The sequence below is a fragment of the Rhizobium sp. 2YAF20 genome, from assembly GCF_052114685.1.
In the GTDB taxonomy this organism is placed as follows: Bacteria; Pseudomonadota; Alphaproteobacteria; order Rhizobiales; family Rhizobiaceae; genus Rhizobium.
In genome coordinates this window covers 119,328-141,352 of record NZ_JBFRFF010000007.1, presented here as the reverse complement: position 1 = coordinate 141,352, position 22,025 = coordinate 119,328, and the positions used below count along the sequence as shown (strand labels likewise).

Here is a 22,025-nt window from a genome sequence, read left to right as displayed (position 1 = left end):
ATCTCACCCGTATCGTTGCAAGGGCGCCGCAGATGCGACGGGAAGGCCAAAAGCCAGCATGCTGCCGATCGAGTGCGCACCGATGGCAGCGTCAACCTCGGCCTTGATCGGGCCGAGCTTCGTGTCGAGCAGATATTCGCGTGTGTTGCCGGCAAAGGATGTGCCGCGCACCGTCCCTTGGAATGGCCCTGTTCCCAACGTGACCGCACGCGGTCGCCAGGCAAGGCCAACCGCGCCGCCTGGCGGTGGCTCGTCAAGCGTCACCGCTCCGTTTGCGGTTTTCAGCTGCCCGGCCTCGAGCGCAAACATGTTTTCGAAGCCGACGAAATCGGCGACGAATGCAGAAATCGGCCTGTTGTAAATATCCTCCGGAGTCCCGATTTGCTCGATGCCGCCGTTCAGCATCACAATGATCCGATCAGCTAGCGCCAGCGCCTCGACTTGGTCGTGCGTCACGAAGATCATCGTCACGCCGGTCTCTTTCTGAACGCGCTGCAGCTCGGTGCGCATTTCGAGCCGAAGGCGGGCATCGAGGTTCGACAGCGGCTCATCGAGTAGCAGCACCTTCGGCTCCATCACCATCGAGCGGGCAAGAGCCACACGCTGCTGCTGGCCACCGGACAGTTCGGCGGGCTTGCGGCTTGAAAGGTTGGCAAGGCCCACCGATTTCAACCCCTGGCCGACGCGGTCATCGAGTTCGCTGCCGCGCAGTCCTTTCAGCCGCAGCCCGAAGGCTACGTTTTCATAGACCGTGAGGTGCGGGAAAAGCGCGTAGGATTGGAAGACCAGGCCAACGGCGCGCTTGTTTGCAGCCACGCGAGTGATGTCGGCTCCGTCGAGATTGATCCTGCCCGAACTTGGGGCCAGCAGCCCGGCAATCGCGCGCATTGTCGTGGTCTTGCCGCAGCCCGAAGGCCCGAGCAACGCAACCAGCTCGCCCCTGCCGATCGAAAGATCGAGGTCCTTGACGGCCACGGTGTCGCCATAGGCGAGCGTTAGCCCTTCAAGGGTGAGGTAGTCAGGGTCAGACATATTTGGAGAATCCTAGGAAGCGTTCGGCGACAAAGACAATACCCACCGAAAGAAAGGCAAGCAGGGCGGACAGGGCAGCGACAGAAGGATCGTAGGTGGTTTCCATGTAGCCGAGCATGTTGATCGGCAATGTCTGTAAACCGGGGCCGGACAGAAACAGCGACACCGGAACCTGGTTGAAGCTGGTGACAAAGCCGAGGATAAAGGCTGCAAGCACTCCGCCGCGTATATTCGGCAGCACGACGCGGAAGAATGCGCCGACGCGCGACGAGCCGAGCAGAACTGCGGCCTCCTCGATATCGGCGCGCAGGTTGCCGAGGCTGGCTGAGACGACGCGCACCGCATAGGGCAGCACCAGCGCGGTATGGGCGAAAAACAGCGCGACGGTAATGCTGAAGGCGAAAGGGACGACCAGATAGCGCAGAACCGCAAGGCCGACGATGATGCCGGGTACGATGATCGGTGCAGAGACGATGGTTCGGATCGTCTCGCCAAAGGGCAGCTTGTAGCGCGACAATGCATAGGCGGCCGGTACCCCGAGGATCAACGCGAAGAGCGTGCCGCCGATTGCAAGCATCATCGACATCGCGAAACTGCTGCGGAAGCTGTCGATGGTGAACACCTTCACTATCCAGCGCAGTGACAACCCCTGTGGCGGAAAGGCGAGGGTCTCGCCGGCCGAGAACGATGCAGCGACGATGATCACGAAGGGTCCGATCAGGAAGACCAGAAGGAGGCAAAGGATCAGCGGCGAAAAAAGGCTGCGGCTCACGACCTGTTCCTCGCTGTAGCAAGACGCTTCAGCACCAGGTTTGCGGCGAAGCTCATGACGATGAGGACAAAGGCGATAACGCTGGCGGAAACGAAATCGTTGGAAACGGTGACGCGCTGGTATAGCAGCGTCTCGAGCATCAGCACCTTGGAACCGCCGAGAATGGCGGGGGTGATATAGGCGGTGAGCGACCCGGTGAAGACAAGCGTCCCGCCGATCACCAGTCCTTCACGCGTCAGCGGAAGGACGACCTTCCAGAAGACTTGCAGCCAGTTGGCGCCGAGCACGCGCGCTGCCGGTATCGCATCCCGTGGCAGGTTTTCAAGTGCGCTGATCAGCGAGAGGATCATCAGCGGCAAAAACAGCTGTAGCAGCCCGATGAAGACGGCCGTTTCGCTGAACAGCAGACGGATAGGACCGTCGGTCAGATGCAATGCGATCAGTGCCTTGTTGACGATGCCGGTTTGGCCGAGAATGACGATCCAGGCGTAGGTTCTGGCAACGGGCGAGATCATCAGCGGCAGCACGACGAGACCGACCATGCGGCCTTTGCCCTTTGGGGGCATGTTGACGATGGCAAAGGCTGCGGCATAGCCGATGACAGCAGATGCCGCCGTGACTTCAAAGGCAAGCCGTAGCGTCCGCAGGAAGACCGTCCGGTTCAAAGTCTCGGAAAAGAACGAGCTATAGGATGCAAACGACCAGTCGCCGACAGGAGAGCGAAATCCTTCGGCCAGTAGCATGACGACTGGCACCAGGAAAACTATCGAGGCAAATAGCGCGGCCGGGATGGCGAGCGCCAGCGCTTCGGTCCTGTTCTGGAACATTCAACCCAACCTTCCCAACGACGGATATTTGCGGATGGCAGCGACGCCCTTACTGGCTGACGATCTCGTTCCACTCCTTGACCCAGGTGTTGCGCTCATCGAGCGCCACGGCCGAGGGGATCAGCTTGAGGCTCTTCACGGTGTCCTCGCCATAGGTGAGGTTGTTGGCGACCTCGGGCGGTAGCTTGACCTCCTTGTTGGCGGGGCTGTCGACCAGCTTCTGGCCGAGCGCTGTCTGGATATCGGTGGAGAGCCAGAAATCCATGAACTCCCGCGCCAGATCCTGGTTTTTCGAGCCCTTGGTCATCACCATGACGTTCATGCCGCCGGTCTGGCCTTCCTTGGGCGTCGCCCAGGCAACGGGAACGTTCAGCTTGGTAAAGCCGGCCCAGGAAAAGCGGCCAATGGGCGCTGCCCAGATTTCCTCCTGCTGCATCAACTGCACCAGCTGCGAGGACTTTTCGTAGAAGGTGACGATATCGCCCTTGTGGTCGCCCATCGCCGTAATCGGCGCTTTCAGATCGGGCGTATCCTTGCCCAATGCCTGGCCAAGCATATAGAGCGCGGGCGGCCCCTGGTTCGTCGTAACGTTTGGAAAGGCGACATGGCCGACATATTCAGGCTTCAGCAAGTCGGCCCAGGATTCGATCTTCATCTTGTCGGATCGATAGGCGATCGACGTGGCGTAAAACGTGTAACCAACACTCATTCCATCGCCGTTCGGGTCCTTGGCAAGGTCATAGAGCTTGTTGAAATTTGAGAGCTTCGACGTGTCGATCTTGTCGATCAGGCCGGCGCGCGCCGCTTGCAACGCGTCGGCCATCGAGACCACCGCCATGTCGATGACGGGATTGGCCTTGTTTGCCTCCATCTTGGCCAGCCGCTCGACGCTATTGCCCGTCTCGACCACCAACTTGCAGCCGCATTTGGCTTCGAACGGATCGTAGACCAGCTTCTTGTAGTCGTCTTGCGCAAAGGCGTAGACCGAGATTGTCAGCGTTCTCTCGACAGCGCCAGCAGCGGCCGGCAATAGCGAAAGCAGCGTTGCCGATGCGATGAGCAGTTTTTTCATTCGCTGGGTTCTCCATCGGAAGGGTCTGTTTTTGTCGGCCGGGCAGGCCCGGAAGATTGACGAACGATCAGTTGCATCGGGACGCGCGATACCGTCGCCGTGACGATGCGGCTGATCCCAGAGAGCGGATCGTCCTCGAAGCTTTCGCCCGGCGGCCTCTTTTCAATCGCATTGACGAGGGCGGCGATTGCGACCTTGGCAATCGTCGCCATATCCATTCGCATGGTCGTCAGCGCCGGCGTGACGACCGGGGACCACACCAGATCGTCGAAACCGGTAACGCTGACGCTGCCCGGCACGGTAACCCCGGCTCTTTGCAATTCGGTAAGGGCGCGCAATGCTGCAAGGTCGGATATGGCGGCAAAGGCAGTAAAGCCCTCCCTTGCCTTGTCAGCGAGCCCAAGCAGGCATCCGGTGCCGTGGCGTTCTTCAATGGATTCTATCCAGAGGACCTCGACACGGGCGGATGGATCAAGGGCCGACTTGATGCCGCCAATGCGGTCGTTCTGCACGTTGGAGGCGGGGTTGTTGCCAAGAAGCAGGAAGTCGCGATGGCCAAGGTCGCACAGATAGGACGCGATCTGCCGCCCGCCCTGCCAATGATCGGCGGACACAGTGTTGCCCGGTGTCGACGGCGTATCGACCACCGCGACAGGACAGCCGATATCCGCAATGCGCGTGCCACGGCGCGGAACGATGATCATCCCGTCCACTCCACGCTCCAACAGCCTATTGATCGCCTCGGTCTGCCTGGCGACGTCGCCGCGGCTATCTGCAATCAGCACACCATAGCCGGCGATCGATGCGGCATATTCCATTGCCTGGGCGATCTGCGGAAAAAGCGGGTTGGAAATATCCGGCAACACCAGTCCGAGAACGCCGCTGCGCCCGGTCCGAAGTGCGCGGCCCGCTTGGCTCGGCACATAGCCGAGCGCAGTTGCCGTTGCCCTTATGCGCTCGCCAAGCTCGGCCGAGACTCGCCCCTTGCCGGAAAGGGCATTGGACACGGTTGCGACGGAGACGCCGAGTGAAGCGGCAATCCTGCTGAGATTTGGTCCGGAGCGGTTGGTGGCCATTGTTTTAACAAGCGTTGATTAATCGTTTAATCAACTGTTACATCAGCGCGGGCCGCTTGTCGAATCCGAATTTGGCCTGATGCGAACTTTGTGCCTTATTGGGCCGGAAAGCAAGTTTCCCTTGCAGCCGAGGATTTTCGTCCTTCTCGTACGGTCTATCTGCCACGTATGGATGAGATCTTGGCCAGCGTCAGACAGCAAGCGCGTCGAGAATGCGCACCCAGGAACGGATGCCCTTGTGATACGATATCAGGTCGTACTTCTCGTTGGGCGAATGGATGCGGTCGTCACTGAGCCCGAAGCCGACCAGCAGCGATTCCATACCGAGCATCTTTTGAAAATCGCCGACGATCGGGATGGAGCCGCCCATGCCGATGACCACGGCGGGCTTGGGCCATTCGGCTGACAATGCGACCTTCGCCTTCCCCAGCAGTGCCGAATCGTAGGGAAGCTGGATGGCCGGCGAGCCGCCGTGCTTGTGGAACTCGACCGTGCAGTCGGCCGGGATTTTCGAGTGGACATAGGTGCGGAAGCTTTCGCGGACCGCCGCCGGGTCCTGCCGGCCGACGAGGCGGAACGACACCTTCGCGGAAGCCTTGGAGGCAATCACCGTTTTGAATCCTTCGCCGGTGTAGCCACCGGTGATGCCGTTTACCTCAGCGGTTGGCCGCGCCCAAGTAAGTTCGAGGATCGAACGGCCTCTTTCGCCGGAAGGAATGGAAAGCCCGACGTCCTTGAGGAATGCCTCAGAGGCCGAATCGAGTTTTTTCCAGGCAGCTTTGACATCGTCGGGTGTCTCCGCGACGCCGTCGTAAAAGCCAGGCAACGTCACCTTGCCCGTGGCATCGTGTAGGCCTGCCAGAATGTCGGAGAGGATATGGATTGGGTTGGCCGCGGCTCCGCCGTACATTCCGGAATGAAGGTCGCGATCGGCGGCTGTAACGATAATCTCTTCGCCGACGAGGCCGCGCAAGCCGGCAGAGATCGCCGGCGTCTCGGCGTCAAGCATGCCGGTGTCGCATACAAGGGCGTAGTCCGCCTTAAGCTCTGCCGCATTGGCCTCGAGGAAAGGCTTGAGTGACGGCGACCCGGATTCCTCCTCACCTTCGAACAGAATGGTGATGCTGCAGGGGAGCGCCCCTTTGATGTCCTTGTAGGCCCGACATGCCTCGACGAAGGTCATCAACTGGCCTTTGTCGTCGGAGGTGCCCCGCCCGGTGATGACCTTCCGACCCTGGCCGATATCCTTGATGCCAGGCTCGAACGGATCGTTTTCCCAGAGATCGAGGGGATCGACCGGCTGGACGTCGTAATGACCGTAGAAAAGCAGATGCGGCGCATCGGTGCTCGCGCCGTCATGACGGCCAACGACCATCGGATGCCCGGCCGTGTCACGCACGGATGCGTCAAAGCCGATCGATATGAGGTAGTCCCGCAGCCATTCGGCAGCCTTTCGGCATTCGGGCTTGTATACGGGGTCCGTCGAGATCGACTTGATGCGAAGGAGCTCGAAGAGCCTGTCGAGGCTCGATGTGAGATTTGCGTCAGCGCGGTCGAGGACGGGCGATATGTCGGTCATATCTTGCTCCTTCTGATCTAGGCCTTGAAGATTCGCGCGGACGATAGACCAAAGCCGGTCTCGTTTCGAGGCAAAAGCACCTTAAATTTTCTGGTCCAGTCGCAAAGGTCGGCTCGCTCACAGCCGCTTGGCATTGTCGAGGATCCGGCGGATATACTCGATCAGCAGTGCGCGCTCAAAAGCGCGGAAGCCCTTGAAAAGATCCTGATCCGCGGCGATCGCCGCCTTGATGGCGTCTGCCTGCATCGCCATTGCCCTTTCGGTCAGAAAGACGAGTTGCGCCCGCTTGTCGGTTGGATGCGGCTTGCGCTCGATCAGGCCGTCGCGTTCCATGCGGGAAAGCGTATTGGCCATCGTCGCCTGCTCGATGTCGACGCGCTCCAGCAATTGCTTCTGCGTCAGCCCATCTTCGGACCAAAGTTCAAGTAGGATCGGGAATTGGCCGGGCGAAAAACCGAGCCCCGCCGCTCGTTGATGCAACGATCGGGAAAATCCCTTCGCCAATTGACTGGCAAGGTAGGCCGCGGAGTCCATCCGATTAAATCCCATGATTGTAGATATGCGCTCTTTTGCGGCAAAAACAATCGATAAATCGCAGGCGATTTAAGCCAAAAAAACCGCCCTTGTCGATTCGCCCGGCGACTGTCTTGCTGCCGGTGAAAGCGATCGCTGAAAAGGAAAAAGCCGCCATGGCCTGGAGGAACCATGACGGCTTCAAAAAGGGGGACAAAGGCCCGGAGAGGGGGGATAAGGCCTTTGTCCAAGTCTGGAGCGGCGGGGGACAAGCCGGCTGCCAAACCCTCGGCGTTTCTTGTACGCCGGTAACAAATAGATGAGAATGAGAATAAGGTTTTTCAAGGGAAGGCGCGGCTGCCGCCAATTACAAATTGGTAACAGTTTGGTGACCGAACTATTATCGAGAGCGGCGGTCGAAGACGAAGAATGCCACATTCCAGATCGTCATGAACCTTGCAAACGCAAGGAAGATGACGAGCGACTTGTTAACGCTAGCGTCTTCGGAGGGGCCGATTGACACTCTGAAGACGGACATCGCCAACGCAGTCAGCAATTGGAACGCGATCTGGGTGCCAACACTGCGGGTATTGTCGTTGAATCGCGGGAAATGGCTCCTAAGGCCGAGGATAGCCAACAGGAACAGTGGTGCCAAAAGCACCCTTCGAAAAATGACGGAACCGCTGTCACCAGGGGCCCAGTAGCAGACCGCAAAAATCACTGTTGTGAAGGCAAGGGCGCGCGTGTATGCCGCAAGAATATGGTGGATTGTCATTGAAAATTCTGTCTCTCAAAAAGAAATGGCGCAATAATTTATACATTCCGGTTGCAAGGATTTTACAGGCGAAATTCAACCCCGCAATGGACCTTTCCTTCGCGCCGCGCTATCCATTTCCCCATGAAAAACGGTGATCATCTCTTTCTTGTCGACGGCTCTGGTTTCATTTTCCGAGCCTTTCATGCGTTACCGCCGCTGACGCGCAAATCCGATGGATTGCCGGTCGGCGCGGTCTCCGGCTTCTGCAACATGCTGTGGAAGCTGCTGACATCGGCACGTGATACTTCGGTCGGGGTGACGCCGACGCATTTCGCGGTCATCTTCGACTATTCCTCAAAGACCTTCCGCAAGGATATCTATGACGCCTACAAGGCGAACCGCTCCGCCCCGCCGGAAGAGCTGATCCCGCAATTTGGTCTGATCCGCGAGGCTACGCGCGCTTTCAATCTGCCCTGCATCGAGACCGAAGGCTTCGAGGCCGACGACATCATCGCCACCTATGCGCGCCAGGCAGAAGCGACGGGCGCCGATGTGACCATCATCTCGTCCGACAAGGATCTGATGCAGCTCGTCACATCAACCGTCCACATGTACGACAGCATGAAGGACAAGCAGATCGGCATTCCGGACGTCATTGAGAAATGGGGCGTCCCGCCGGAAAAGATGATCGATCTGCAGGCGATGACCGGCGACAGCGTCGACAACGTGCCTGGCATACCTGGCATCGGCCCGAAGACGGCGGCGCAGCTTATCGAGGAATTCGGTGATCTCGATACGCTTCTTGCCCGCGCCGGCGAGATCAAGCAGGAGAAGCGCCGGGAGAACATCATTGCAAATGCCGAGCTGGCGCGTCTCTCCCGCCTGCTGGTGGCGCTGCGAACCGACGTGCCGATCGATATGCCGCTGGACGCGCTGGTGCTCGAAAAACAGGATGGGCCGAAGCTGATCGGCTTCCTGAAAACGATGGAATTCACCACATTGACGCGTCGCGTGGCCGAAGCCTGCGAGTGCGATGCGGCCGCGATCGAACCTGCCTACGTCAAGGTCGAGTGGGGCAACGCCGCTCACGGCCCAGATCTCGATGTCGACAAGGCCGGCGGTCTGGTAGCCGGCGCCCCGACTGACCTGGAGGGGCCGGCCACCTCCGTCCCCGATACGAAGAAGTTCAGAAATGCCAGTGAAGATGCTGCTGAGCCGGGCGAGCTCGTCAAAGCGCGGTCAGCAGCCTTTACCGCCTTGCCGATCGACCATTCGACCTATGTGACGATCCGCGACCTCACGACGCTCGACGCCTGGATTGCCGACGCGCGCGCGACAGGCCTCGTCGCCTTCGATACGGAGACGACGTCGCTCGACCCGATGCAGGCCGAGCTCGTCGGGTTTTCGCTGGCGCTTGCCGACAACACGCGCGATCCGGCAGGAACCGTCATCAGGGCAGCCTATGTGCCGCTCGGCCACAAGACGGGGGTCGGCGACCTCCTGGGCGGCGGACCGGCCGAGAACCAGATCGCCATGCGCGATGCATTGCCACGTCTGAAAGACTTGCTTGAGGACAATTCGATCCTCAAGGTCGCGCAGAATATGAAGTACGACTACCTCTTGATGAAGCGCTACAAGATGGAGGTCAGAGGCTTCGATGACACTATGCTGATGTCCTATGTCCTTGACGGCGGCGCGAACGCCACGCATGGCATGGACGGTCTTTCGGAGCGTTGGCTCGGCCACAAGCCCATCTCCTACAAAGATGTTGCCGGCAGCGGCCGGACCAATATCGGCTTCGATCTTGTCGATATCGACAAGGCGACCGCTTATGCTGCCGAGGATGCCGACGTGACGCTGCGGCTCTGGATGGTGTTGAAGCCAAGGCTTGCAGCCGCCAAGTTGACGCGCGTCTATGAACGGCTGGAGCGACCGCTGGTGTCGGTGTTGGCCAACATGGAAGAGCGCGGCATCACCGTCGACCGGCAGATTCTGTCGCGACTGTCCGGCGAGCTGGCTCAGGGAGCGGCCGCGCTCGAAGATGACATATACAAGCTTGCCGGCGAACGTTTCAACATCGGCTCGCCGAAACAGCTTGGCGATATTCTGTTTGGCAAAATGGGTCTGGCCGGCGGCAGCAAGACCAAGACCGGCCAATGGTCGACCTCCGCGCAGGTGTTGGAAGACCTTGCCGCTGCGGGTTTCGACCTGCCGCGCAAGATTGTCGACTGGCGCCAGCTCACCAAGCTGAAGTCCACCTATACCGACGCTCTCCCGACCTACGTTCACCCGGAGACCAAGCGCGTCCACACGTCCTATTCCATGGCGTCGACATCGACCGGGCGCCTGTCGTCCTCGGAACCGAACTTGCAGAACATCCCGGTGCGCACGGCGGAGGGGCGGAAGATCCGCACGGCCTTCATCTCGACGCCCGGCCACAAGCTAATCTCCGCCGACTACAGCCAGATCGAGTTGCGGGTACTGGCACATGTCGCCGAGATCCCGCAGCTGAAACAGGCGTTTTCTGACGGCATTGATATTCACGCCATGACGGCATCAGAGATGTTTGGTGTCCCGGTCGAGGGTATGCCCGGCGAAGTGCGCCGCCGGGCCAAAGCGATCAATTTCGGCATCATTTACGGTATTTCGGCATTCGGCCTGGCAAACCAACTCTCCATCGAGCGCTCGGAGGCTGGCGACTACATCAAGAAATATTTCGAGCGCTTTCCCGGCATCCGCGACTATATGGAAAGCACCAAGGCGTCCGCGCGAGAAAAGGGCTATGTCGAGACGATCTTCGGTCGTCGCGCCCATTATCCCGAAATCCGTTCGTCCAATCCTTCAGTCAGAGCCTTTAACGAGCGCGCCGCGATCAATGCGCCGATCCAGGGCTCGGCCGCCGACGTCATCCGGCGCGCCATGGTCCAGATCGAGCCCGCGCTACAGAAAGCCGGGCTCGGCGAACGCGTCCGCATGCTGCTTCAGGTGCACGACGAACTGATCTTCGAGGTCGAGGACGGCGATGTCGAGCGGACTGTACCGATTATCGTCCATACGATGGAAAACGCCGCGATGCCGGCTGTCGACATGTCGGTGCCGCTGAAAGTCGATGCCCGCGCGGCAACGAATTGGGATGAAGCCCATTAAAACCGGAGGCCTCAGAGCAGGCGGGCTCTTCTTGCCATGATCGCGTCAAGGGCTTCGACCATGGCGAGGCAGGCGTCCGCCAACGCATCGCTGTTGTCGATGTCGATGATGTCGTAGCGCCCTTTCATAACCGGTGTTTCCCGCGCCAGCCTTTTGAGGATATCTTCCCGGGTCTCGCGCCCGCGTGCTTGCAGTCGTTCCGCCAGCACGTCAGGCCGAGCGGTGACGTTGATCACCGTCATCAGCGGAAAGACTGCGTCGAAGCGATCGAGCACTGAGCGCGAGCCATTGGCGATGACCAGACGCCCCTTGGCAAGTTCATCGAAGACCGATGCCGGGATGCCGTATTTCAGCCCGTGTGCATCCCACCAGGCGGCAAAGCCCGCGGCTCGCTGCATGGCGTCAAAATCGCTTTCCGATACGCTTCGGTGGTCCTCACCGCCGGCATCGACATCGCGGGTTATGACGCGGCGAACGAAATGAACGTCGATGCGTCCGGCAAAATGCCTCGCCGCAAGCGCCATCAACGTGTCCTTGCCGGCACCACTCGGGCCGACGACGACAACCATCGTTCCCGTCGCAGCCTCGTTATTCTTAGCCGGCTTTTGATCGACCGCAGACATCAGGCCACACGCCGTCCTTCGCGCCAGACTGACCGCGTGACGGGAACGCCGTGGTCGCGGCGTACGCGCACCAGATCGGCCCTGAGACCCAGGGCAATGCGTCCGCGATCATCGAGGCTGACGGTGCGAGCCGGCGTCGCGGTCACCATGGCGATCGCCTTCGGCAGCGAGATGCTTTCAACCTCGTCGGCGACAATGAAGGGCGCATGCAACAGACTGAGCGGCACGTAATCCGACGACAGAACGTCGAGCACGCCCATCTCGGCAAGGTCTCGGGCAGCGATGTTGCCGGAGTGCGACTTGCCGCGCACAATGTTCGGAGCTCCCATGAGGACGCTCATTCCGGCGCCATGGGATGCCTTGGCGGCATCGACGCTGGTCGGGAATTCGGCGAGCCGCACGCCATAGGCGATGGCCTCCTCGACATGGTCGAGTGTCGCGTCGTCATGGCTCGCCATCGTGATGTTGCGCTCCTTGCAGACCTTGGAAATGGCATCGCGGTGCGGCCTCGCGTATCTGGCGGAGTCTTCCTGGCGCTTGGCGACGAAGCGGGCAAAGACCTCGTCGCTCAGGCCGCGCTTCTTCTGGTAATAGAAGATGTATTGCTCCATCGTCTGGAACTGGCGCTGGCCGGGAGCGTGATCCATCAGCGAGACCAGGCGCACGAACGGGTCCTGCTTGAAGTCCTCGAAATGCTCGAGCACGTTGCCCGACGACACCTCGCAGCGCAGGTGAATGAGGTGATCGGCGCGCAACCGATCTTCCCGCTGCGCGGCCTGAATGGCGTCCGCCATGTCGCGCATCTCGCCGCGCTCAAAACCGCCGTCCTCGTCCGAGCCCATGCGTAGGCAATCGAAGACGGTGGTAATGCCTGAGGTGACGATCTGCGCGTCATGCGCCTGGATCGCCGCCGTCTTGTTCCAGCGCACGCCGGGTCGGGGCGAGTAGTGAGATTCCAAATGATCGGTATGGAGTTCCACCAGGCCGGGCAGCAGGTAATCGCCGTCCACATCTTCGCCGACAGTGGACTTGCCCTCTGAAATATCGGCGATCTTGCCGTCGCGCATCAATACGGACCCGGAAACGATCTCGTCTTCGAGGATGATGCGGGCGTTCGAAAGAACGGTCTCTTTGGTCATGTCAGCAAGTCTTTCAGCTTTGAGCGCCGCCAAGCGGCAGCCAGGAACGGACAATAAAGGGCGCACCGCGCGTCTCTTCGACGAAGACGGCAAGGCCGGAGATGGAAAGTGGCCGGCCGATGTGATCGGCAAATGTCTCGCGCAACACCCGTTCGATGGCCGGCTGCCGTTCAGGCACGACTGGTCCACTCAGCGTCATATGGAAACGGAACTCGTCCATGACATAGGGATAGCCCCAGCGTAACAGGTTGGCATGGTGCGCCTTGCTCAGCTCCTCCGGCTTGCGGCGCGCGATATCGGCATCACTGAGCGCAGCACGGAATGGTTCAAACGCCTTGACGACGCTCGCCGAAAAATCCTGAAGCTCCTGGCACAGGCTTGCCGGCACGAGCGCGAAGAAGGGACCAAGCTGGGCGAGCACCAGCTCGGGAATGGTAAAGGGCGCCATGCGCGAAGCGAAGTCGCCGGCGACATCCATGAGATCGTTCTCGTTGACCGAAGCGGCCAGCCCGAAAGGCGCCTTCAAGGTCGCATGGAACCCGTAGCGTCGCGGATCCGCAGTAACGGCGTAATGTTCTTCGCCACTGATATCATCCTGAGACGACGGGGGAAAGGCCACCCCCGTAAAGGCGTCACGGCCAAGCCAGCGGCTGGCCAATGCGTTGAGCGGATCGTCCTTCGGCGGCGTAAAATAGAGAGCGTAGCGCAAGGGACATCCTTGGGGAATCATTCGTGGGGAATATTGATAGCGCCGCACAGTGCCGTGATTTCCGCCACGGCGGCAAGACAGGTCCTGCGCTAAAAGATTTCCATGACAGAATGATGATGAAGATGGCCGAACGAGCCTTCAATGCGGGTTTTGTGTTCCCATGAGGCGCGTCCGCAACGCGTTGGATGCAGCGTCGAACAGGATTACGACGACGAGCGTCAGAAGCACCATGTAGGCGACGTTTTCCCAGTTCTTGTTGGTGCGCATTGCCTCCCAAAGCTTCAGGCCGATACCGCCTGCGCCGACCGCGCCGATGATGGTCGCTCCGCGCACATTGGACTCCCATTGATAGAGCGTCTGGCTGACGATGATCGGGACGACCTGCGGCATGATCCCGTAGCGCTGCACCAGCACCTCCTGCGCACCGGTCGACTGGATGCCTTCGCGCGGCTTGTCGTCGATATTTTCCAGCACCTCGGAATAGATTTTTCCGAGCGTGCCGGTCTCTGTGAAGAAGATCGCGGCACTGCCGGCAAGCGGTCCGGGGCCGAAGGCGCGAGTAAAGAACAGTGCCCAGATCAGCATGTCCATCGAGCGCAGAAAGTCGAAGAACCGTTTGAAAATGTGATTGACGATACGGCTGGAGGTGATGTTGCGGGCGGCAAGAAAAGCCAAGGGAAAACTCACGATAGCGCCGAGCAGCGTGCCGAGAAACGCCATCACGACCGTCTGTAGCAGCTTCGTCAAAACGTCGCCGTGCTGCCAGGTATTGTTGTTCCAGAAGTCCTGAAAGGCCAGCGACCAGTTCGATTGTCCAGCGACAAGCTGCGGTCCGCTCACCAATAGCGTTGCGACCTCGAGCGGTGATTTCTCGAAGAATTTCGACTGGGTGTCGAAGATGAAGTTTGGCCAGCCGAGAAAGCGCTTGCGGATCTTGACACGATCGCTGTCGATGCTGACATCGCCGGCAAAGCCGAGATTGGCAAGGACATTGTCGTCATAGACGGTCATCCAGGCAGGGATCGGCCCCTGCACCTTGGGTTGACCGCTCGAAAGCAACACGGCGACACTCTGGCCGTGGGCTTTGACGGTAATCTCCGATTTGGCGATCGTGACCGTCTTGCTCGTTCCTGCGACGTCGATGGTTACGGTGCCATCATTGTTTTGCCGCACCCAATCGGGATGCGGATCATCGCCCAGCGGCGAGAAACGCGGATAATGAATGCTTATATCGCCGTCGGAAAGCCGGAACTCCGGCTGTACGTCATAGCTGATCCACTGGCTGAGAAAGATGCCGACACGTTCCCAATGGGCTTCGGCCATGAGCTTGGGCAGGTCGAAGAACCAGACCGAATAGATGGCGTAAAGCAGCAGTCCAATGACCGTCAGCAATGAGCCGAAACGCTTGATCAACGGGGGATTGAAGGCGGCCGGAAAGCGCTCTTCGATGGATGCGGCATGGTTTTCGGCGGTGCGCGTCATGACGTCCTCAATGCTGCAACAGAAAGGCGTGGTCGCCCACGAGCCGTCGTCTCAGCCAGGCGGAAAACTGGTCGACCGCGAGGATGGTGATGAACAGCAGAAGGATCAGCGCCAGCGTCTTGGCCCCGAAACCGCGTGAGATCGCCAGCTTCAGCTCTTCGCCGATGCCGCCGCCGCCAACCGCACCGATGATCGTCGAGGCGCGGACGTTGATCTCGACGCGCAGCAGCGCATAGGACATGAAATTCGGCAATACCTGCGGAAGTGCCGCAAACCTAACGCGCTCGCCCCAGCTGGCGCCGACCGACTTGATCCCCTCATCGGCCCTCATGTCGACATTTTCCACCGTTTCGTAAAACAGCTTGCCGAGCGCGCCAATCGAGTGAAGGCCGACCGCGATGATGGCGGAAACCGGCCCGATCGAGATGATGGCGGCAAAAAGCCCGGCAATCACGATCTCGGGAAAGGCGCGCAGTATTTCCATGAAGCGCTTGACGACGATCCGCAGCGGTTTCGACGGTGTCAGGTTCCGCGACGCGATGAAGGAAAGCGGCACGGCGAAAATGAAGCCGATGATCGTCGATACCAGCGCCACGTTGAAGGTGATGAGCATCAGCTCGAAATATTCCGGGATGTAGAAGCTGCCCCAGATATAGTGGCGCCCGAGAGGGAAGTTATATTCCTCGCCGCCGGTCCCCGGATCGTTCGGGCTCGGCAGATCGAACAGCGCACGCCAGACATCGCCCCAGTTCTTCGGGACGAGCCAGCTCAGGAAATCGAACAGATGCGGCAATCGCTCGAAGAAGTGTCCGGCATTGCTTTCGTTGGCAAACTGCACCGACGAGACGAAGGCGGCGGCCAGCACCAGCAGGCCGAAGATCGTATAGATCCGCCGGCGGGCGACCTGTCTGCTCCACGCGTCGCCGATCTCCTGGGCGCTGGGTAGTTGCGGATGAAGATCGGCAAGGGTCATCGATGATTTACGCTCGTGCATAGACTTTAAAACGACAGACGGAAAAAGGGCGGCCGGCAGAACCGACCGCCCTCAATAGGCTCGATCAACCGCCGATCGCGTGCTTGCGAACGTCGATGATGGCGTTGTAGAAATCAGGCTTCACAGGAACATAGCCCTTGAAGTCGCCGCCTTCGACAGCGTCGAAGCACTTCTTGTCGGTAGCCGGCAGCTTCGTGAAGAAGTCGGCGAGCTTGGTCTGCCATTCAGCGCCGAGTGCGGTGCGCACGACCAGCGGGCCGTTCGGGATCAGCGGCGAACGCCAGACTTCGACGAGCTTGTTCGGATCGACGGCCCCCTTGTCGACTTCCTTGCGGAAGGTGCCCGAGGTGAAACCGTCCTTGAAATTGCCGATGCCCGAGGAGTCGTCAACGGCAACGTCGACCTTGCCATCATAGGCTGCAAGAAGGTTGTTCTCGTGGCCACCGTTGAACTGGGTCGATGCGAAGAACTTGTCGTTCGGCATGTTGGTAGTCTTCGGAATCTGCGTCAACGGAACGAGGTAGCCCGAGGTGCTGTCCGGATCGGCGTAGCCGAGCTTTTTGCCCTTGGCGTCCATGATCGTCTTGATGCCGGAGGACTTCAGTGCGAGACCAATCGAATAATAGCCGGTGGAACCGTCCTTTTGCTCAGTCGTCAGGATCGGGGTTACAGCCTTCGGGTCCTTGATATGGGTTGCGGCATAACCGGAGGCGCCGAGTTCGGCGAAGTCGAGGGTACCGCCGAGAAGGCCTTGGATAACGCCATCATAGTCGGCGGCCGGGAAGAGCGATACTTTTTCGAAACCGAAGGACTGCTTCAGGTGGTCGGCAAGGCAGGCATAGTTGCGCAGGCGGTCAGCTTCGTTCTCGCCGCCGAGGATGCCGACGCGAAATTCCTTGAGGTCGGCAGCAGATGCCGAGCCGGCAAGCGCAAAAAGCGCTGCGGCTGCAAAAAGGGTGTTCTTCAACATGGGTTCGTCTCCTGATTAACCGGTGTCCCCGGCTGTGTTCGGTCTGAAGAGATGTGCCCTTGACGCGGGCCGTCGATCCCGGTCTCTCCCTCAGAGACCGGCGAGTGCCAGCGGTTGCACGCCGGCAGATGCTTGTGCCGCGGCAAACGCGGGCAACTCGGGAATATTAATGCTCGTCGACGTCATCGTCTCATCGATGCCGGCTCCGTCCTTGTCGGTGCCGTAAATGGCGTTGACGGCCTCGGCAGTCAGCGTCGAAGGCGCGCCGTCGAAGACGACCCGACCAGCCGCCATGCCGATGATGCGCTCGCAATAATTGCGCGCCGTGTCCAGCGTGTGAAGGTTAGTGATCACTGTAATGCCTTCGCGCTCGTTGATGTCGCGCAATGCATCCATGACGATCTTTGCGTTCAGGGGGTCGAGGGAGGCGATAGGTTCGTCGGCAAGCAGCATCTTCGGCTGCTGCATCAGGGCACGGGCAATCGCCACGCGCTGCTGCTGTCCGCCCGACAAGGTCCCCGCCATCTGCATCGCCGTCTGCTCGATACCGAGGCGCTCAAGCGCCATGATGGCGTCGATCCGCTCCTCGCGGCTGAAGACGCTGAGGAGGCTCAGAGTGGTCGAGCGATGATTGAGCCGACCGAGCATGACGTTGGTGAGCACGTCGAGGCGCGGTACGAGGTTGAACTGCTGGAAGATCATCGCGCAGTCGCGCTGCCAATTGCGTAGCGCCTTGCCGCGCAGTGCGGAAACCTCGGTACCTGCAAAATGGATCGAGCCGGAGGACGGCACCGCGAGGTGGTTGATCATACGCAGCAGCGTCGATTTCCCGGCGCCGGAGCGGCCGATGATGCCGACCATTTGGCCTTGGGGAATGTCCAGCGTCACAGAATCGACCGCGAGTTTGCTTCCGAACTTGCGCGTCACATTCCTCAGCTCGAACATCCTGCTTTTCCCTAGTCGTTCAACCAGTGTCCAGCTAGGCATTAGCCCCGCTTCGTGAAGCGCAAATGTCATTTTTGTGTAACAACTGTCACAAAGGGGCTGGCAGTTGTCACAATTGCCATTGCGCAGGTTGCAGCCAAACATGTGTGCCTACGCGCCGATACTTACGCAACGGACGTCAGGCCCCGTAACGCGAGAGGAAATCCTCAGCGGAAAGCGCACGAAAATCGGCAAGGGCGGTGCGCAGCCGGTCATGTTCCCAATCCCACCAGGAAAGCCGGTCCATGCCCTCGCCGATGTCCTTGGAAAAGCGCTCGCGAATGAGCTTCGCCGGAACGCCGCCGACGATCGTATAGGGGGCGACGTCCTTCGCCACGACAGCGCCCGCACCGATGACAGCCCCATTGCCGACAGTGACGCCGGGCAGAACCGTCGCGCCGTGGCCGATCCAGACGTCGTGACCGATGACGACGCGATGCTCCCGCCGCCATTCGAAGAAATCCGTCTCCATGTCTGCGTCCGGCCAGTAGTCGGTAGCGCGGTAGGTGAAGTGATGCAGCGTCGCGCGCCAGGTCGGATGATTGGTGGCATTGATGCGCACGGCGGCAGCGATGTTGACGAATTTGCCGATCGTCGTGCACCAGATGGCGCTGTCCTGCATGGCGTAGGAATAATCGCCCATGTCGACCTCATCGATCCGGCAGCGTTCCGAGACTTCGGTATAGCGGCCAAGTCTTGAATTGGTGATGCGTGCGGTCGGATCGATATAGGGCTGCTCGCCAAGTGTTCTGGTCATGATGGTGCCTTTCGGGCGCAGGTTCGCAACGCCCGGCGTCGGCTCAAAAGCGACACGAGGCGGGTCGTGGAAAAGACGAGGCGATGTCAGGCGCCGATGGCGACACGCGACGTTCTTGGTGAGAATATGCTGACATCGAGGATGCGATCGGCAACAGCCTCGCGCACTTCCTCGCCATGGAAGATGCCGAGAAGCGCTACGCCTTTCTTCTTCTTCGCCTCGATCAGCTCGACGACGACGCGCCGGTTCGTGGCATCGAGCGAGGCAGTCGGCTCATCGAGCAGCAGGATCGCATGGTCGGTGATGAAGCCGCGGGCGATGTTGACGCGCTGCTGCTCGCCACCCGAAAATGTCGCCGGCGGCAATTGCCACAGTTCTTCGGGCAAATTGAGCTGCGACAGAAGCTCGCCGGCTCGCGCCCTGGCGGCAGTCGCGGTCTCGCCACGCGCCAGCAGCGGCTCGGCGACGACGTCAATCGTGGCAACCCTAGGCACGGTGCGCAGGAATTGGCTGACATAGCCCATAGTGTAGCGGCGCACGTCGATGACGGTTCTGGGATCGGCGGTCGCCAGATCAACGATACGCCCCTTGTGATTGACAAGGATCTGACCACCGTCGACGGCATAGTTTCCATAGGTCATCTTCAGCAGTGAACTCTTGCCGATGCCGGAGGGGCCGCCGAGCACGACGCACTCGCCGCTGGCGACGGAAAAGGAGACGTCGGCGACGACCGGCAGGCGAATGCCGTCGCGCAGATGCATGATGAAGCTTTTGAAGACTTCGGAAACGACGAGGGGCGTTGCCATGGCTTTTGTTCCCTAAGGTTCCGTATCAGACTTGCAGGATCGAGGAGACGAGCAACTGCGTATAGGGCTCGTGCGGATCGTCGAGGACGCGGTCGGTAAGGCCGTGCTCGATCACCAGCCCGTCCTTCATCACCATCATCCGATGTGAAAGGAGACGGGCAACCGCAAGGTCGTGGGTGACGATGATTGCCGAAAGCCCGAGATCTTGAACCAGGCCGCGAACGAGGTCGAGCAGCCGGGCCTGGACGGAAACATCCAGACCGCCCGTCGGCTCGTCCATGAACACCAACCGCGGTGCTGTCACCAGGTTTCTAGCGATCTGAAGCCGCTGCCGCATGCCGCCTGAAAAGGCGCGCGGCTGGTCGTCGATGCGGTCGGCGTCGATTTCGACGCGGCCAAGCCAGTCAATCGCGGTCGCACGAATATTGCCGTAGTGACGATCGCCGATCGCCATCAACCGCTCGCCGACATTGGCGCCGGCAGAAACCGTCATACGCAGGCCGTCGGCCGGATTCTGGTGCACGAAGCCCCAGTCGGTGCGCATCAGGAAACGGCGCTCGGCCTCGTTCATACGGAACAGGTCGCGATAGTGGCCGTCGCGCATGTGATATTCGATGCTGCCGGTGGTCGGCATCAGCCTCGTCGAAATGCAGTTCAGAAGCGTGGTCTTGCCCGAGCCGGATTCGCCGACGATGGCCAATACTTCGCCCGGCCAGAGATCGAAGGAGACGTTGCGGCAGCCGGTGCGGCTGCCGTAGAATTTCGAAATGTCCTTGACCCTTAGAAGTGGCGTCTCGCTCATTCCGCGGCCTCCTTGTTCTGTGCCAGCAAATGGCCGGCATGGCCCTTCGTGCGGCGGTCCTCGCAGTGGTCCGTATCGGAGCAGACGAACATCCGTCCGCCCTTGTCGTCGAGAATGACCTCGTCGAGGTAGACGTCCTCGCCGCCGCAGAGCGCGCAGGGCTTGTCGAAATGCTGGATCGTGAAGGGATGATCCTCGAAATCAAGGCTAACCACCTCGGTATATGGCGGGACGGCGTAGATCCGCTTCTCGCGCCCGGCGCCGAACAATTGCAACGCATTCGACATATGCATTTTCGGATTGTCGAATTTCGGCGTCGGCGAAGGATCCATGACGTAGCGTCCGCTGACCTTGACCGGATAGTCGTAAGTCGTGGCGATGTGGCCGTTGCGCGCAATGTCTTCGTACAGCTTCACATGCATGAGGCCGTATTCCTCAAGCGCGTGCATCTTCCGGGTCTCGGTCTCGCGAGGCTCCAGGAAGCGCAGGGGCTCCGGCGTCGGCACCTGGTAGACCAGCACCTGATCGGCCTGAAGCTTCTCCTCGGGAATGCGGTGACGCGTCTGGATAATCGTCGCTTCGCCGGTATGCGTCGTCACTGCAACGTTGGCTACCTTCTGGAAGAACGCGCGGATCGAGACCGCGTTGGTCGTATCATCGGCGCCCTGGTCGATGACCTTCAGAACATCGTGCGGCCCGATGATCGAGGCCGTCACCTGCACGCCGCCCGTTCCCCAGCCATAGGGCATCGGCATTTCGCGCGAGGCGAAGGGCACCTGGTAGCCGGGTATCGCAATGGCCTTCAGGATCGCGCGGCGGATCATCCGCTTGGTCTGCTCGTCGAGATAGGCAAAGTTATAGGATGCAAGCTCGCTCATTCGGCAGCCTCCGGCATGGGTTCCTTGCCACCCCTGCGGGCAGCGTCGAAGTCGCGGCGCATACGCCGGACAAGGTCGAGTTCAGCCTGAAAATCGACATAATGCGGCAGCTTCAGGTGCTCGACGAAGCCGGTCGATTGCACATTGTCCGAATGCGAGATGACGAATTCCTCGTCCTGCGAAGGGGCGGTGATATCCTCGCCCAGTTCCTCGGCGCGCAATGCGCGGTCGACCAGCGACATCGCCATCGCCTTGCGCTCGCTATGGCCGAAGACCAGGCCGTATCCGCGGGTGAATTGCGGCGGCGCCTTGGCGGAACCTTTGAATTGATTGACCATCTGGCACTCGGTGACCTGAATGGTTCCGAGCGAAACCGCAAATCCCAGTTCCGGCACGTCAAGCTCGACCTCGACCTCGCCGATGCGGATTTCGCCGGTGAAAGGATGGTTTCGGCCATATCCGCGCTGCGTTGAATAGCCGAGCGCAAGGAGAAATCCCTCGTCGCCCCGCGCCAGTGCCTGCAGTCGCAGATCCCGCGTCATCGGAAACTCCATCGGCTCGCGCGTCAGATCGCCGATCTCCTGGTCCACTGGGAGGTCGCCGTCGCTCTCGATCAGGCCCTCCTGTGCAAGGATTTCGGAAACGCGCATGACGCGGCCTTGTTCGGCAGGCTTTTGCGCCCCCTCCTCGACCACCTCGTCGCTAAGAAGCGAGGGGTCCAGCAGGCGGTGGGTATAATCGAAGGTTGGCCCAAGAAGCTGGCCGCCCGGTAGATCCTTGTAGGTCGCGGAGATGCGCCGCTCGATCTTCATCGCCGCCGTGTCGAGCGATTTCGAATAGCCAAAGCGCGGTAAGGTGGTGCGATAGGCGCGCAATAGGAAGATCGCTTCGATCATGTCGCCGCGTGACTGTCGCACTGCAAGTGCTGCAAGCTTGCGGTCGTAAAGCGAAGCCTCGGCCATGACGCGATCGACGGCCAGCGCCAATTGCTCGACGATCTGTTCGATGCCGATGGCCGGCAGCGAGCGGTCGCCGCGGCGGCGGTCGGCAAGGAGCCGGTGAGCGTTGGCGATGGCGGCTTCGCCACCCTTGACTGCAACATACAT

At 60.2% G+C, this 22,025-nt stretch carries 21 protein-coding genes; 1 reads left to right on the top strand and 20 read right to left on the bottom strand.

Going from position 1 to position 22,025, the window contains the following annotated elements:
- Window positions 1–3: 3 nt before the first annotated feature.
- The 8 genes from AB4Z52_RS12475 to AB4Z52_RS12440 all read right to left on the bottom strand — a co-directional run bounded on the left by AB4Z52_RS12475 (window position 4) and on the right by AB4Z52_RS12440 (window position 7,646).
- Window positions 4–1,032 (bottom strand): ABC transporter ATP-binding protein, encoded by a 1,029-nt coding sequence (locus AB4Z52_RS12475; RefSeq protein WP_442218231.1) that lies wholly within the window; start codon window positions 1,030–1,032, stop codon window positions 4–6.
- A complete protein-coding gene (locus AB4Z52_RS12470) occupies window positions 1,025–1,804 on the bottom strand; it encodes an ABC transporter permease (protein WP_442218230.1) in 780 nt (259 codons plus the stop codon). The genes AB4Z52_RS12475 and AB4Z52_RS12470 overlap by 8 nt, the downstream gene beginning before the upstream one ends.
- A complete protein-coding gene (locus tag AB4Z52_RS12465) occupies window positions 1,801–2,631 on the bottom strand; it encodes an ABC transporter permease (protein WP_442218229.1) in 831 nt (276 codons plus the stop codon). Before AB4Z52_RS12465 ends, AB4Z52_RS12470 begins: the two co-directional genes overlap by 4 nt.
- Before the next feature lie 49 nt (window positions 2,632–2,680).
- The gene (locus AB4Z52_RS12460; protein WP_442218228.1) at window positions 2,681–3,703 is read right to left on the bottom strand and encodes an ABC transporter substrate-binding protein; all 1,023 of its coding nucleotides are present in this window, start codon (window positions 3,701–3,703) and stop codon (window positions 2,681–2,683) included.
- Window positions 3,700–4,779 (bottom strand): LacI family DNA-binding transcriptional regulator, encoded by a 1,080-nt coding sequence (locus tag AB4Z52_RS12455; RefSeq protein ID WP_442218227.1) that lies wholly within the window; start codon window positions 4,777–4,779, stop codon window positions 3,700–3,702. The genes AB4Z52_RS12460 and AB4Z52_RS12455 overlap by 4 nt, the downstream gene beginning before the upstream one ends.
- Before the next feature lie 190 nt (window positions 4,780–4,969).
- The gene (locus AB4Z52_RS12450; protein WP_442218226.1) at window positions 4,970–6,358 is read right to left on the bottom strand and encodes a M20/M25/M40 family metallo-hydrolase; all 1,389 of its coding nucleotides are present in this window, start codon (window positions 6,356–6,358) and stop codon (window positions 4,970–4,972) included.
- Window positions 6,359–6,475: 117 nt separating this feature from the next.
- Entirely contained in the window at window positions 6,476–6,892 is a 417-nt protein-coding gene (locus AB4Z52_RS12445; RefSeq protein WP_442218225.1) for a MarR family winged helix-turn-helix transcriptional regulator, read from the bottom strand.
- Between the two features lie 379 nt (window positions 6,893–7,271).
- Window positions 7,272–7,646 carry a hypothetical protein gene (locus AB4Z52_RS12440; RefSeq protein WP_442218224.1) on the bottom strand — a complete coding sequence of 125 codons (375 nt, stop codon included), beginning with the start codon at window positions 7,644–7,646 and terminating at the stop codon, window positions 7,272–7,274.
- A 123-nt stretch (window positions 7,647–7,769) separates the two neighbouring features.
- On the opposite strand from AB4Z52_RS12440, the gene polA reads away from it, so the two are divergent.
- Window positions 7,770–10,775, top strand: a complete 3,006-nt coding sequence (polA, locus tag AB4Z52_RS12435; RefSeq protein WP_442218223.1) for a DNA polymerase I — start codon at window positions 7,770–7,772, stop codon at window positions 10,773–10,775.
- A gap of 11 nt (window positions 10,776–10,786) precedes the next feature.
- Here polA and phnN read toward each other — a convergent pair whose 3' ends face one another.
- From phnN to AB4Z52_RS12375, 12 genes are all read right to left on the bottom strand, one after another.
- Complete coding sequence (gene phnN / locus AB4Z52_RS12430; RefSeq protein WP_442218222.1) at window positions 10,787–11,398, bottom strand: phosphonate metabolism protein/1,5-bisphosphokinase (PRPP-forming) PhnN; 612 nt, start codon at window positions 11,396–11,398, stop codon at window positions 10,787–10,789.
- Window positions 11,398–12,537, bottom strand: a complete 1,140-nt coding sequence (locus AB4Z52_RS12425; protein WP_442218221.1) for an alpha-D-ribose 1-methylphosphonate 5-triphosphate diphosphatase — start codon at window positions 12,535–12,537, stop codon at window positions 11,398–11,400. The genes phnN and AB4Z52_RS12425 overlap by 1 nt, the downstream gene beginning before the upstream one ends.
- 13 nt (window positions 12,538–12,550) lie before the next feature.
- Entirely contained in the window at window positions 12,551–13,246 is a 696-nt protein-coding gene (locus AB4Z52_RS12420; protein ID WP_442218220.1) for a DUF1045 domain-containing protein, read from the bottom strand.
- Window positions 13,247–13,384: 138 nt separating this feature from the next.
- Window positions 13,385–14,728, bottom strand: coding sequence for a phosphonate ABC transporter, permease protein PhnE (gene phnE / locus AB4Z52_RS12415; RefSeq protein ID WP_442218219.1), 1,344 nt, complete (start codon window positions 14,726–14,728; stop codon window positions 13,385–13,387).
- A gap of 7 nt (window positions 14,729–14,735) precedes the next feature.
- Window positions 14,736–15,701 (bottom strand): phosphonate ABC transporter, permease protein PhnE, encoded by a 966-nt coding sequence (phnE, locus tag AB4Z52_RS12410; RefSeq protein WP_442218218.1) that lies wholly within the window; start codon window positions 15,699–15,701, stop codon window positions 14,736–14,738.
- An 85-nt stretch (window positions 15,702–15,786) separates the two neighbouring features.
- Window positions 15,787–16,692 carry a phosphonate ABC transporter substrate-binding protein gene (gene phnD / locus AB4Z52_RS12405; protein ID WP_442218217.1) on the bottom strand — a complete coding sequence of 302 codons (906 nt, stop codon included), beginning with the start codon at window positions 16,690–16,692 and terminating at the stop codon, window positions 15,787–15,789.
- Between the two features lie 90 nt (window positions 16,693–16,782).
- Window positions 16,783–17,637, bottom strand: coding sequence for a phosphonate ABC transporter ATP-binding protein (gene phnC, locus AB4Z52_RS12400; RefSeq protein ID WP_442218216.1), 855 nt, complete (start codon window positions 17,635–17,637; stop codon window positions 16,783–16,785).
- Between the two features lie 178 nt (window positions 17,638–17,815).
- On the bottom strand, window positions 17,816–18,433 hold the full coding sequence (locus AB4Z52_RS12395) for a DapH/DapD/GlmU-related protein (RefSeq protein ID WP_442218215.1): 618 nt from the start codon (window positions 18,431–18,433) through the stop codon (window positions 17,816–17,818).
- An 86-nt stretch (window positions 18,434–18,519) separates the two neighbouring features.
- Window positions 18,520–19,239, bottom strand: coding sequence for a phosphonate C-P lyase system protein PhnL (gene phnL, locus AB4Z52_RS12390; RefSeq protein ID WP_442218214.1), 720 nt, complete (start codon window positions 19,237–19,239; stop codon window positions 18,520–18,522).
- A gap of 25 nt (window positions 19,240–19,264) precedes the next feature.
- Window positions 19,265–20,041 carry a phosphonate C-P lyase system protein PhnK gene (gene phnK / locus AB4Z52_RS12385; protein WP_442218213.1) on the bottom strand — a complete coding sequence of 259 codons (777 nt, stop codon included), beginning with the start codon at window positions 20,039–20,041 and terminating at the stop codon, window positions 19,265–19,267.
- Window positions 20,038–20,919, bottom strand: a complete 882-nt coding sequence (locus AB4Z52_RS12380) for an alpha-D-ribose 1-methylphosphonate 5-phosphate C-P-lyase PhnJ (protein WP_442218212.1) — start codon at window positions 20,917–20,919, stop codon at window positions 20,038–20,040. The genes phnK and AB4Z52_RS12380 overlap by 4 nt, the downstream gene beginning before the upstream one ends.
- Window positions 20,916–22,025 (bottom strand): carbon-phosphorus lyase complex subunit PhnI, encoded by a 1,110-nt coding sequence (locus AB4Z52_RS12375; RefSeq protein WP_442218211.1) that lies wholly within the window; start codon window positions 22,023–22,025, stop codon window positions 20,916–20,918. The genes AB4Z52_RS12380 and AB4Z52_RS12375 overlap by 4 nt, the downstream gene beginning before the upstream one ends.